This is a genomic window from Clostridium facile, assembly GCF_014297275.1.
In the GTDB taxonomy this organism is placed as follows: Bacteria; Bacillota; Clostridia; order Oscillospirales; family Ruminococcaceae; genus Massilioclostridium; species Massilioclostridium facile.
Genome location: NZ_JACOQK010000001.1, coordinates 1,961,245 through 1,974,437 on the forward strand (window position 1 = coordinate 1,961,245; position 13,193 = coordinate 1,974,437).

Consider the following 13,193-nt stretch of genomic DNA (forward strand, 5'->3'; position numbering starts at 1 on the left):
CTGTAAGTGAGAGAAAATCCATCATTAGTTCATTCTCTATTTCAAGCTATTTTATCTTGGCATCCTTTTTTGTTGTATCTTGTTATGAAATTTTCATACTGTTTTTTATTAGATCCTAATTTTTGGTAAATTTCTTGTCCTCTAAATCCCTGCGTTCTTAATTTGATTATTTCAATTTGATACATACTTATATTTCTGTAGCTTCTTGGCGTAAAAAACCTCCTATGATAGTTTTTATTCTATCATAGGAGGTTTTACTTTCTATGTTTGTTTTGTACGAACCTGTGCAGGTAATATTGCCCCTCTGTTTAGATACTATTTTATCTTTTCTACAATTTCCGCAATCTTAACAGGGACATCCGCAATGTCTACAACTTCCTGGATAGATTTATCGCGGGTAGAAATTTCTACTTGTCCATTCTGGGCATTTTTTACTCCTACTACAATCCGGATTGGAACCCCTAACAAATCAGCGTCCGCAAATTGAACCCCTGCGTTTGCACCACGGTCATCCAATACCACTTCATACTGTCCGCCTAATTTATCATATAAGTCTTTGGCAATTGGCATAACATCCATTTTCTTATTGCTTAACGCACAAATATGAATCTGCCAAGGAGCAACGGCGTAAGGCCAAATTGGTCCATTTTCATCGTGATGCGCTTCAATGATACAAGCGGCCAAACGTCCAACACCAATACCATAACATCCCATAATCGGAGTTTTCTGTGTACCATCTTTGTCCGTATAGGTCATTCCCATACTTTCGGTGTATTTGGTACCCAATTGGAAGATGTTCCCCACTTCAACACCACGGCTTAATTTTAACTCCTGGCCGCATTTTGCACATTTGGAGCCTGTAATTACTTTTGCCACATCAATATATTTTTCTGGTTTAATATCACGGTCCATACACACGCCAGTATAATGATAGCCATCTTCATTGGCACCACAGGACATATCATTGGCATGGGCAATGGTTTCATCATAGTAAACTTCGCATTTTCCTGGATTCAATTGATAAGGTCCCAAAGAACCAAACGCCAAATCAACATCAGAATAATCCGTTAATGGGAATACATTCGCCCCAACAATACGGCGCAATTTTGCCTCGTTTACCTCATAATCAGCACGGATAAATACAATTACCACTCTATCACTGTTTTCCACAGCAAATACTGTAGCTTTAATCATCTGTTGTGGTGGAACTTTCCCTTCAAAAAATGCAACTAGTTCATCAATTGTTTTTACCCCTGGAGTCGCTACTTTTTGAATTTCACTCTCTGGACGTTCAATGGCTTCATGCTCAAATTCAGCTACTTCCATATTAGAACGATAACCACAGTGAGGGCAGGTTACAATGGTATCTTCCCCAGCGTCGCACAATAGCATAAATTCATCTGCTACCGCGCCACCCATCATGCCGCTATCCGAAGTAACAGAAATTACTTCTGGCACACCACAACGGGCAAAAATACGTTCATATGCTTCAAAACAGATTTTATAATAACGTTCCAAATCTTCCTGGGAAGTGTGGAAAGAATACGCGTCCTTCATGGTGAACTCACGTACACGGATTAATCCACCCCTTGCCCGTGGTTCATCACGGAATTTGGTTTGGATCTGATAAATCATAAAGGGATACTTTTGATAACTCTTTGCTTCAGAACGCGCCAAATGCACAGCGGCTTCCTCGTGGGTCATACCGAGTACGCATCCTGCACCGGAACGGTCTGTAAAACGCAATAATTCACTTCCAACAGAGTCATAACGGCCGGATTCATCCCATAAATCACGTGGCAGCACCACTGGGAACAATACTTCCTGGCCGCCGATACGGTCCATTTCCTGGCGGATAATTTCCTCAATCTTTCTCGTTATTCGTTTCGTTGGTGGCAATAAAGAAAAAATACCGTTGGCAACTTGACGAATATAACCGCCTTTTAACATAAATATATGGCTTGGAATACTAGCATCAGAAGGTTTTTCACGATACCGTTCCCCTAACAATTGGCTTAATAACATAATCCATTCTCCCTTTTGTTTGATGAGTTAAATTTATGATATCATTTTATGGCAGGAAATTCAAGTATTTTTCCTTGGCTAATCTATTTTATTTCCTGCAAAATAAATGATTTTGTAGAATACTGCTGCAAAAACAGTTATCTAACAAGCTTTTGGAAAAATTTGTTGCAAACAGTAAAAACACGGCTTATAATAATACTAAAAGAGTACCAGTCAGAAAGGATGCGGTTTTTATGATTCATAATGAATATATCCAACAAGTTACAAAGGAAATTATTGAGTACTGCCATCCAAATAAAATTATCTTGTTTAGCTGGAAACACAATGTAAAAGATGAGTTATCCAGCTTTAAACTAATTGTCATCGCCGACCATTCAGAAGGGTTAAGCCATGACCTGTACCTCAATATTGACTGCGAGATTCCTTTTGATTTAGTCGTATACAGCCCAACACAATGGGAAGAACTGAGCCATACCCAAAACTCTCTGGCAGAACGGGCAATTCAAAAGGGGGTTGTATTATATGGCTAGACGAGGAAGCTGGTCCCGGGACAGTAAAGATTACGAAGACTGGATTGACGCAGCTTACCAGGATCGTCTGGCGGCCGAGCTCCTATTTACTGACCCCCGCCTTTATGATAGTTGTGCTTTCCACTGTCAACAATGCGCGGAAAAAGCATTAAAGGCGTATCTTATTTTTAAAACCCATCGCTTGGTAGATGGGCATAACCTTACCTGGCTGTGTAAACAAGCTGTAAAACACGACCAAAAATTTGTGGAATGGCTGGACGAAAGCGCCAACTTAAACCATTATTATATTGAAACTCGTTATCCAGGGGATTTTCCCTTGGAATTTAATCAAAAACAAATGGAATCCGTTTTAAAAATGGCACAGGATATGAACGATTTTATCTATCAGGAGATTAAACAATCCACACAAAAACAAAATAAAGGGGAAACGGCAAGTGTTATGTAGCATCAATAGCATTGGATTAATTGGTTTGGACGCATACCATGTAACAATTGAAGTAGATATCGCCAATGGGATGCCAGCGTTTGAAATTGTCGGGCTACCAGACGCCGCTGTCAAAGAGAGCAAAGACAGGGTGCGGGCTGCCATGAAAAATTGTGGCTATGAACTTCCCGCCCGCAGGATTACAGTCAATTTGGCACCTGCAAACACCAAAAAAACTGGTCCTATCTACGATTTGCCTATCTTGATTGGATTATTACAGGCAACAGGGCAATTAAATTACAATAATACCAACGATATCTTTATCGGAGAGTTATCTTTAGGTGGAGAAATCAGGCGTTGCAATGGTATTCTGCCAATGGTACTTCACGCAAAACAATTGGGGTTCCAAAGAATTTTTGTCCCACTGGAGAATATCAAGGAAGCCAGTGTAGTACAAGGGGTTCAAGTCTATGGCGTAGACTCTGTTACCAAATTAACCTCATTCTTAGCACAAGCCACTTCGCTGGAACCAGCCCAATTCTCGATAGACTTTTCCCAACAAGAACAGAATTTACCCGACTTTGCGGATGTAAAAGGGCAGGAAATCGCAAAACGAGCTTTGGAAATCGCCGCGGCGGGCGGTCACAATGCTTTACTGATTGGTCCACCAGGTTCTGGAAAAAGCATGTTGGCAAAACGCCTTCCCTCCATCTTGCCCAAAATGACGTTTGAGGAAGCAATTGAAACCACAAAAATCCACTCCATTGCGGGAATCCTTCCAGAAAATTGTGCTTTAACCACAGTCAGACCATTCCGTAGCCCTCATCATACCATTTCCGCTTCTGGTTTAACAGGAGGAGGAATCCCACCAAAACCAGGCGAAATCAGCCTTGCCCACAACGGAGTGCTCTTTTTAGACGAGCTGCCAGAACTCCACCGGGACGCCAAAGAGGTTTTACGTGCCCCGATAGAAGACCGTGTTGTTCAGATCAACCGAGCAAACATTACGGTTTCCTATCCATGTTCCACTATGATTATCGCCGCTATGAATCCCTGCCCATGCGGTTATTACGGCCACCCAACTAGGGAATGCAGTTGTTCCGCCAGCAAAGTACGTCATTATCTCAATAAAATTAGCGGGCCGTTACTGGACCGTTTGGATTTACATATTGAAGTTGCTCCAGTGGAATTCGATCAGCTTTCTTCCCAGGAAAAGGCGGAACCATCCCGTGATATTCGTGCAAGAGTAGAAAAAGCCAGAAAGATACAACAAAACCGGTATCAGGAATTGGGGTATTATTGTAATGCTATGCTTCCTACTGCGGACTTGGAAAAATTCTGTGTTATGACTAATCAGGCGAAACAAACATTAAAACAGGCTTTTGAAAAAATGAGTTTATCCGCCAGAGCTTATGACCGTATTTTAAAAGTTTCCCGAACCATTGCGGATTTAGCAAACCAAAATGTTATCCAACAGGAGCACATTTTTGAGGCCATCCAGTACCGTAGCCTTGATCGAAAATATTGGTCCGCTTATTAAAGTTAAATTTCTACCACTCTAACCATGCATCTAGTAATTATATATTGCGATTAAAGCAACCTATTTCTAGATGAACAAAATATCCTTTTCTCATAGCATTACATACTCTGTTCTATTATCATTGATGTTGTTATTTTTATCGCTTACATTTATTTAAGGAATCAATACCATTATGAATTGATAGCTTTCGATTGATTTCGAAGGTAGTGAATAATCGTCTTAAAAGTTTAAGAAATAAACTACTGGCATTCCTGTTTCCGCCACGAACTTTCTTGTCTTATGATTTTTTCATTGCTTATTTTTATTGATACTTTAAGTAAAAAGCCTTTAATATCCAGCAATTAACCATTTTACTAAACAAATAAGCACCTAGTTAACTAGGTGCTTATTTGTTATTATAAAATTTTATTTGGCCGACAACACTATGCCGCAGGTTTTATATCAATCACATTATATTCTACTTTATTGGCGTTAATCAGTTCATCAATTAAAGTAACATTGTTGGTAGAACAATCCCCATATGGAGAAGGTTTCTCTACATTATCCACCACAACTTCACCATTTAAAATACAAATATCGGATAATGCAACTGCGATATAACCGGTTTTTGGTCCATCTGGTTTATCCCCAAAGGTAGAATCAGAACTAATATCAATCGTTACTTGATAGATATAAATAAGACGGTTATATCCATCCCAATAATATCCTTCTGGATCTTTTCCAACCAGTAAGCTTTGGGTAGAGATCACAGGATCACTGACAGAAATTTTATTGGTACTGTAGTAATATTTATCGGAAAATTTTTCATAATAAGTGGACCAAGATTCTGCCAAAGATGCGTTTACAGCCTCTTTTGCTTTATTATCCAAGGCTGCCCGCACCTCATCGGTGATTTGTTCTGCACTGGTTAGATATTCGCTCAACCCTTCTACCGTAAATTCTTTTGTTTCTTGGGTGACAACCAACAATTCATCTTGTGCTTGATATTTATCGTAATTTGCGGTAATTGTTACAACATCCCCATTGCTCAAACCACTGGTTTTATCTGCTGAAAAGTAGATGCCACTTACAAAATCATCTGTGCTGTTATTGACAATCTCAACTTCTCCTTTTGGTGCAATACCGGTAAAAGTAACCTGTAAATCCTCAAAAACATCTATTTTTGTACCATCTTTTAGTCCTTTTACTTGAAGGCTCAATTTGCTATTTTTAATTTTAATATGTAGTTCTTCTGCCAAATCTTCATCATAAGTCAATGTAGCTTCAATGGTATCCCCATTGCTAATCCCTTCTGTTTTTGAAAGCTCAGCGGATACCGATTGGAAAAACCCTGCGTAATTCACCAGTTCACTATATTGGTTGGATTTTAATCCCAGGTCTTTCATCAATTCTGTATCCGTAATCGAATCATTGGTAATTACTTCTGCAGTTGCGTTACCATTCATCCCTTGTACCGATATCATATAATATTTTCCAAGGTCAAATTTTTTCCCACCGCCAAGCAGGACAATACATAAAATAATGGCAACAATAATTAATACACCGCCGCCAATAGAGCCAAATATAATTCCTTTTTTTGCTTTGGAACTCAATGGTTTTTTTGGTGGAGGTGGGGGTATAGCCCCTGGAGTTTGAAGAGGCATTCCCTCAGGGGAATACCCCATTGTTGGAGGTACCATATTGGTCGTATATGGTTGAGAAGGCTGGTTTATTGGAGGATAAGGTGGATTCACTGGAGGAATTTGAGTGGTTGGTTGCATTTGATCCGGTGTTGACTGTGTCTGCTGTGGGATAAATGCTGTAGTAGGTGCCACATCCGGAGTTGGTATTTGTCCTTGTTCCGGTTTTTCAGGTTCTATTGGCGGAATGGTATTACTGGAAAAAATATCTTCCATATGATCCGACCGGTTTGGATTGTTTTTATTTTCATCATTCATATCAATAGGATCTCCTTTTTATTAATATCAATCATACTATGTTGATTATTATACCATACTATTTCAGATAATACAGTATGTTTTACTTTTTTCCGTAAAAAACGGGATTTTTCATTAAAAAACAATTGTAATTTTGTCATTCCTTCTAAAATAAAACGATAACAATTGATTTTACCAAATCCAATTGTACAAAATCCTTGTTTTTTATTTTTAAAATGTCAAACCAATTTACCAAAAATTAGTTTTATCCAATAAAGTACTTTACAGTAGAATCTTCAAAGTAATTTTATAAAAGATTGTATGATATAACATATAAATCCCCCTTTTACAATAGTTTTACTGCACATAAAGATAGGAATAATGACCGTCCTTTTACAAATAATTATTGTTTCTAAAAAATGTTCCAATATTATTTGGAGACAATATAGTCTTCAGCAATCAATAAAACTTCTTTGCAATGATTTATTGATATTGTTTATATCATTTATAAGATGAAATGGTCTATACTTTCTTAGTAGAAAACAAAAAACTACAAAAAGAGAGAGGCAAAACATAGTAGGTGCCTCTCTCTTTTGTCATATTAATAAACTTGTGTGCCACTATAGTAATGGGTTAAAATCTGTTTATAGTTCCATCCTGCCTCACGGGCGTATAAATGTGCTCCCCACTGGCTCATTCCGACGCAATGTCCATATCCTCGAGTGGTAAAAATAAAGGTATCCCCAGAGGTTTCTACTGAAAAATAGGCACTTCTTACACCGCTTCCCCAGCCAGTTGCTTTATATAATTCCCATCCTGTCATCATTCGGTTTCCAACCTGAACCTGATTCACATATCCATCCGCTGTATAATTGATGATTTTAATCCATCCAGAAATATCTCCATCTAATCCAAGGTCAGTTGTACCAAACCAGTTTTCTAAATACTGACGGAATTTATCTTTGGATACTTCCCTTTTGTAGTCCCAGTTGCTTCCAAGCGATTCATATTCACTGGGAACACTAATTAAATAAGGTAAGCTACCACCAAATACATCTTTAGAGTTTCTGCTGTAAGAAGCCATCGCAGCAGTATACATGGCATTAATTGGCTTGCCATTGTAGTAGACCATTTCTTCCGCAACTTCTTTGCAAATCTGTTTTACTTTTTCACTGGGTTTTTTATTGGTTGGCACTACATCTGCTTGTCCATTCATTGCTTTATATTGCGCATAGGTATGGCTAGCTACTGCTTGTGCCTTCAATGCTTCTGTTGACCAACTAGAAGACATTTCCGTCTCCACATAAAATGGTAGAATTTCACTTGATAAATAATAATCCTGTTTTCCTTTAAAACTTACCAACATCCATTGAGGATTATTTTCGTAATCCCCACCGCCTGGCGGAACAGGAGTTTGGGACGATTCTTCTGATGAAGAATTAGAAGAAAGTGGTTCACTGGAACTTGAGGAAGGAGGTGGGGAAACAGAGCTTGGTTCTGAACTACTACTTGGTTGGGAGGGTTCTTCCTGTGAAGATGATCCCACTGAAGGATCTCCACTACTAGAAGAATCTTGGGAATTTATCTCCTGTTGCGAGCTCTGAGCTGGAATGCTGCTGGCAATAATAGAACCTGTACCTCCAGTAGAAGAAGCTGCGCTTTGCATACTGGAAGGATTATCTTTTGTATCATCCACAGTAACCTGACTGTACTGCGGAGCAGCATTTTGTTCTGTAGTTTTGGGAGGAATATATTCCTGGGAAGAAAATTGATTTTTCGTAGAAGAAACATTCTCAAAAGATTCTGGTGGCAAAGATTCCACCAGCTCTTCAGTACTCATTGTAATATACTCCAAATCATCTGGATCTTTGATGGGTTCAGAAGCATATTGTGATGTAATGGAATCGGAAATTTTCTGTAGTTCCGCGGAGGTAGGTTCTACTGGTTGGGAAGTACGGTATGCCACTAACACACCAAATACTCCTACCGTTGTTGCGCACAAACAGGAAATACCGCTCAAAATCCATCGTTTCATGGCAATCCCTTTCTGTAATTATGTATCAACTAGCCTTTATATTTTGCAGGATAAACAGCATCGCTATTCACTGCCGCATTGTTTACATTGACATCCGAAGTTTCCCCTTCACGGACTTTACGAGCTACCAATACTGTACGTGCATCTGTAAATTCGTAAGAACAGGTGGAAAGGGTCAAAAGCTGGTCTCCGTATTGTACATCCACATCTGCATCAAAGTAAGAACGGTCACGAACCTGTTGTACATAGCTGTTAAATGTTTGCTCGTCCATATCTAAAAAGTTCTGGTATTGGAAGGATTGGTCTTCCGGATCTGCCAAAAACACAGAAATAATCTTCCAATCTGCTTCCTCATAAACACTGTCAAAATTTACAATTGGGTGCTGCTGGTAAAAACTCAAATCCTTATAGTTTGTAATCTGTCCAAACACCCTTTTTCCGTTCATATGATGGCCATAAATTAGCAGATTGTTGCTGGTTTTATCCTGTTCCAAAGTACAACGATAATCCAGGAATGGTACCCCATAAATATCGTATTTTTTATAGATATTGTGGTATAAGTATTCATCATTGTCTTTTCCCTGTACAACTGGGAAAGAAAGATTGGTTCCCTGAATTTCAATATATCCTTTAATATCCGGATTAATCTGGTATAAATCAGCAAATTTTGCATTATATCCTGGTGGAAGGTTAACTGGTTCCTCCTCTGGATCAGCATTTGCAGTTGTATCTTTATCTCTATCATATAGAGTAGCTACCTGGTCATAAAGTACATCGGATTTGTGGCGAGTCCAGTAATAATCCGCAATATAAATCGCTGAACCAATAAATACAATCAAAGCGACCAATAATACAATTTTACGGATTACTTCTCCTGGGCGGTCACCCTTCCAAGGAAGGAAATACTTAAAAAAACGTTTGATCCATGATGGTTTTTTTGCAGTAGTATCACTCATATTGGTTTTCTCCTTTAATTAGATTAATTCCTGATTTAAAACGTTTAGTGCTAAACTAAGGGCGTGCATTGCAGTACGCTGCCGAATATCCTGACGTTCATCCGGTAATCCTCTGCTCAGATGTAATTCGATCGAACGGACCTGGTTGTGAAACGCAACCCCCACATATACCAAACCCACAGGTTTTTCCGCTGTTCCACCATCTGGCCCAGCAATACCAGTAATTCCAATACCAATATCAGCCTGCCCTCGCTGCTTGGCACAACTGGCCATCTGTTCCGCTACCTGGTGGCTTACAGCACCATAGGTTTTCAATGTAGTTGGGTCTACTCCCAGTTCTTCCGCTTTGACCCGGTTGGCATAGGATACAATCCCATATGAAAAGCACTGGCTGGAACCTGGAATAGAGGTGATTTTTTCTGCCACCATTCCACCTGTGCAGCTTTCCGCTAAAGCGATGGATTTATTGTGCTGGATCAACTGTTTTACCAGCACTTCCTCCAAACTGGAGACATCCATGCCATATACATATTCTCCGACACGCTGTTTCACCTGTTCCACCATGTGGGAAACCATTTCTTCACATTTCTCTTTTGTTTCCGCTTTCGCAGTAATCCTTGCCAGTACTTCTCCCCGCTTTGCATAAAGAGCTACCGTAGGGTTTTGGTTGTCCAGCAATTCATCCAAAAGTTCATCCACACGGGATTCCCCTAAGCCGAAAATCCTCAGGCTATGGGATAAAATCACAGAATCTGTAAACTGCATCAAATAAGGGCGTACCTGTTCCTGAAACATTGGAACCAGCTCATGAGGAGGTCCTGGCAATAAAATTGCGGTTTTTCCATTTTTTTGTACAGCCATCCCTGGTGCAGTTCCATGTTGATTCTGGAATACTGTCCCACCCTCAGGAAGCAATGCCTGTTTCAGGTTGTTTTCCGGCATCTCTTTTCCAAGCCTTTGAAAATAATCTTTGATCCTATGGACGGTCTGTTCATCCCGTACCAGCGGAACCCCCATCTGTTCACAAACGGTTTCTTTGGTCAAGTCATCTTTTGTTGGGCCAAGCCCTCCAGTCACCACGATTAAATCGCTGCGCTGAAGCGCTTGCGCGACGATTCCCTGTAAACGCTGTTTGTTATCACCAACCGTTGTATGGTACAGCAGGTTAATTCCCAATTCTGCTAGCTCGTTGGATAAAAATTTTGCGTGAGTATTTAAAATATCCCCTAGCAAAATCTCTGTACCAACGGCAATTAATTCGGCGTTCATTCTTCCACCCCCTGTGGACTGTTTTTATAGTTCTAATACAGATCGTTTTCTTCTCTTTTCTATTAATATAATTCCATCCGTTTAACTTCCATGGTAGTATTTTCTACTACCTCGTCCAACAATGGTTCAAAATCAAATTTGGATTCCGCCAACTCTACAAATTTTAACTGTGGCCGTGTTTTTGGATGTTTTGGGGTAAAGACGGTACAGCAATCTTCATATGGCTGGATCGAAGTTTCAAACGTGCCAATTTGATTGGCAATCGCAATAATCTCTGTTTTGTCCATTCCAATAAGAGGACGTAAAACCGGTATCTCACAAACCGCATCGGTTGTAGCAAGGGCATGTAATGTCTGGCTGGCAACCTGCCCCACACTTTCTCCGGTAATCAATGCTTGGAATTCATTTTTTGCACAAATTTTCTGGGCAATTTTCATCATCAGGCGACGCATAATAATTGTGAAAAATTCTTCTGGACAGTGTTCCCGGATTTCTTCCTGGATTTTTGTAAATGGAACACAGTAAAACTGGATATCCCCACAGTAAGGGGTCAAGAGTTCACACAATTCCTCTACCTTTTGTTTCGCACGGTCGCTGGTATAAGGAGGGCTAATAAAGTGGATCGCACTGATTTTCAACCCACGTTTTGCCATCATATACCCCGCTACTGGGCTATCAATCCCACCGGACAACAGCAGCATCGCTTTTCCACCGCTGCCAACAGGCAAACCGCCTGCGCCCTGGTAACGTTTTGCGTAAACATAAGCAGCAAAATCCCGGATTTCCACCATCACAACGACATCTGGATTGTGAACATCCACCTTTAAATGATGGAATTTTGAGAGCAAATATCCACCTAATTCCCTTGTGATTTCCGGCGTTTTCATTGGGAAACTTTTATCAGAACGTTTTGCCTCTACCTTAAAGGTTCTGGCATTTTCCAGTTCCTCCGCTACATACTCTACCGCTTTTGCCTTAATATCCTCAAAGTCTTTTTCCACAATAGCGGCACGGGAAAAAGCTGCAATCCCAAAAATGCTTTTGATCCGTTCTACAGCCTCATCCATATCACAGGTATCTTCTTCTGGACGGACATATATAGTGGACTGGGCACGGGTATATTTAAATTTTCCCAGATCCTTTAAGCGATACCTCACATTTTTCACCAAAATATCTTCAAAGGTTGCCCTGTTTAATCCCTTCAGGGCAATCTCCCCTTCTTTCAACAAAATAATTTCTTTCATTTCTATATCATAATCCTTTCCGTTTTTATGATGGAATCGCCTTATTTCTGTCTTGCCAAGGTAGCCATACCTTCCTGAAGCCCTGCAATCAGACAATCCAAATCCTGTTTGGTAGTTTCATAACTAAAGCTTATCCGCAATGCGGAATCCACTTGCTGGTCAGAGCATCCTAGTTCGCTGAGCACACCACTGTGTGCCCCTTTGGAACAAGCAGAACCACTGGATACATAGATTTCTTTCTGCTCTAAAAAATGCAGCATTATTTCAGAACGGATTCCCAACACAGAAAAATTACAAATATATGGGGCATCATCTGGCTGGGAATTCCAAACAATTCCTGATATCCCTTGCAGCTGTTCCCGCAAATAGTGGTTCAATTCTTGATAATAGGATAAATTACGCCGAATGGAGGGGGCAATCGCTTGAATAGCCGTGCCAAATCCGGCAATCATTGGAACGGATTCCGTACCGGAACGCAAACCTTTTTCCTGTCCTCCTCCTAAATTCCTAGGCAGTACTCGCACCCCTTTTTTAAGATAAAGAGCACCAATCCCCTTTGGCGCATAAATTTTATGTCCACTAATGCTCATCATGTCTACCGGCATTCTCCCAACCTGGAAAGGCAGTTTTCCAAACGCCTGTACAGCATCTACATGGAACAACAAATTAGGACTTTTCCGTTTTATTTTCTTTCCAATTTCATCAATAGGTAAAATCAACCCTGTTTCATTATTCACATACATACAGGAAACCAAAATGGTCTGATCATTGACAGCTTCCACAAAATCTTCCGGGGCGAACTTTCCATTTTCCCTTGGGGATATCCGTATTACTTCTAACCCCTGCTTTTCCAATTCATCAAATGGATGTCCAGTGGCCGGATGTTCCACTGTGGTAGTAACTACTCGGTTCCCACGACGGTGCATTGCCTGTGTCCCACCCAATATTGCCAAGTTGCTGCTTTCGGTCGCACCAGAAGTAAAAAACAGTTCTGCTGGTGTGCATCCCAACGTTTTCGCAATGATTTTTCTCGCAGCGGTAACAATGTTTTCCGCTTCCAAACCAAATCTATGTAAAGAAGATGGGTTGCCATATCGTTTTTCCATAGCATTTACAGCAGCGTCCACTGCTTCCTGACGCACTTTTGTGGTGGCAGCATTGTCCAAATAAACCATAGGTAATGAACTCGACTCCTTATTATTCTAATAAATTATCCCTGATTTTTGACCAATATTGTACATGAATTTACACTAT

General features: G+C 40.2%; 10 protein-coding genes. 3 read left to right on the forward strand and 7 right to left on the reverse strand.

The window, feature by feature from the left end:
• Positions 1–315: 315 nt before the first annotated feature.
• Positions 316–2,025, reverse strand: coding sequence for a proline--tRNA ligase (locus tag H8Z77_RS08220; RefSeq protein ID WP_186996704.1), 1,710 nt, complete (start codon positions 2,023–2,025; stop codon positions 316–318).
• Positions 2,026–2,258: 233 nt separating this feature from the next.
• On the opposite strand from H8Z77_RS08220, the gene H8Z77_RS08225 reads away from it, so the two are divergent.
• From H8Z77_RS08225 to H8Z77_RS08235, 3 genes are read left to right on the forward strand one after another with little or no spacing between them, the layout of a single operon-like run.
• Positions 2,259–2,555 (forward strand): hypothetical protein, encoded by a 297-nt coding sequence (locus H8Z77_RS08225; protein ID WP_069987452.1) that lies wholly within the window; start codon positions 2,259–2,261, stop codon positions 2,553–2,555.
• Complete coding sequence (locus H8Z77_RS08230) at positions 2,548–3,000, forward strand: HEPN domain-containing protein (protein WP_186996705.1); 453 nt, start codon at positions 2,548–2,550, stop codon at positions 2,998–3,000. The genes H8Z77_RS08225 and H8Z77_RS08230 overlap by 8 nt, the downstream gene beginning before the upstream one ends.
• A complete protein-coding gene (locus H8Z77_RS08235; protein WP_076939115.1) occupies positions 2,990–4,519 on the forward strand; it encodes a YifB family Mg chelatase-like AAA ATPase in 1,530 nt (509 codons plus the stop codon). Before H8Z77_RS08230 ends, H8Z77_RS08235 begins: the two co-directional genes overlap by 11 nt.
• A 422-nt stretch (positions 4,520–4,941) precedes the next feature.
• Here H8Z77_RS08235 and H8Z77_RS08240 read toward each other — a convergent pair whose 3' ends face one another.
• The 6 genes from H8Z77_RS08240 to H8Z77_RS08265 form a co-directional block, all read right to left on the reverse strand.
• Complete coding sequence (locus tag H8Z77_RS08240; RefSeq protein WP_186996706.1) at positions 4,942–6,456, reverse strand: hypothetical protein; 1,515 nt, start codon at positions 6,454–6,456, stop codon at positions 4,942–4,944.
• A gap of 580 nt (positions 6,457–7,036) precedes the next feature.
• The gene (locus tag H8Z77_RS08245) at positions 7,037–8,470 is read right to left on the reverse strand and encodes a SpoIID/LytB domain-containing protein (RefSeq protein WP_186996707.1); all 1,434 of its coding nucleotides are present in this window, start codon (positions 8,468–8,470) and stop codon (positions 7,037–7,039) included.
• 29 nt (positions 8,471–8,499) lie between these two features.
• On the reverse strand, positions 8,500–9,426 hold the full coding sequence (srtB, locus tag H8Z77_RS08250; RefSeq protein ID WP_186996708.1) for a class B sortase: 927 nt from the start codon (positions 9,424–9,426) through the stop codon (positions 8,500–8,502).
• 18 nt (positions 9,427–9,444) lie between these two features.
• Entirely contained in the window at positions 9,445–10,695 is a 1,251-nt protein-coding gene (locus H8Z77_RS08255) for a competence/damage-inducible protein A (RefSeq protein WP_186996709.1), read from the reverse strand.
• 62 nt (positions 10,696–10,757) lie between these two features.
• A complete protein-coding gene (gene thiI, locus H8Z77_RS08260; protein ID WP_186996710.1) occupies positions 10,758–11,939 on the reverse strand; it encodes a tRNA uracil 4-sulfurtransferase ThiI in 1,182 nt (393 codons plus the stop codon).
• 41 nt (positions 11,940–11,980) lie between these two features.
• Positions 11,981–13,114 carry a cysteine desulfurase family protein gene (locus H8Z77_RS08265; RefSeq protein WP_186996711.1) on the reverse strand — a complete coding sequence of 378 codons (1,134 nt, stop codon included), beginning with the start codon at positions 13,112–13,114 and terminating at the stop codon, positions 11,981–11,983.
• Positions 13,115–13,193: the final 79 nt, after the last annotated feature.

Bases quoted from the DNA above. Each gene is read 5' to 3' on its own strand.
- H8Z77_RS08220 (WP_186996704.1), bottom strand. From the start codon at position 2,025: ATGTTATTAAGCCAATTGTTAGGGGAACGGTATCGTGAAAAACCTTCT.
- H8Z77_RS08225 (WP_069987452.1), top strand. From the start codon at position 2,259: ATGATTCATAATGAATATATCCAACAAGTTACAAAGGAAATTATTGAG.
- H8Z77_RS08230 (WP_186996705.1), top strand. From the start codon at position 2,548: ATGGCTAGACGAGGAAGCTGGTCCCGGGACAGTAAAGATTACGAAGAC.
- H8Z77_RS08240 (WP_186996706.1), bottom strand. From the start codon at position 6,456: ATGAATGATGAAAATAAAAACAATCCAAACCGGTCGGATCATATGGAA.
- H8Z77_RS08245 (WP_186996707.1), bottom strand. From the start codon at position 8,470: ATGAAACGATGGATTTTGAGCGGTATTTCCTGTTTGTGCGCAACAACG.
- srtB (WP_186996708.1), bottom strand. From the start codon at position 9,426: ATGAGTGATACTACTGCAAAAAAACCATCATGGATCAAACGTTTTTTT.
- H8Z77_RS08255 (WP_186996709.1), bottom strand. From the start codon at position 10,695: ATGAACGCCGAATTAATTGCCGTTGGTACAGAGATTTTGCTAGGGGAT.
- thiI (WP_186996710.1), bottom strand. From the start codon at position 11,939: ATGAAAGAAATTATTTTGTTGAAAGAAGGGGAGATTGCCCTGAAGGGA.
- H8Z77_RS08265 (WP_186996711.1), bottom strand. From the start codon at position 13,114: ATGGTTTATTTGGACAATGCTGCCACCACAAAAGTGCGTCAGGAAGCA.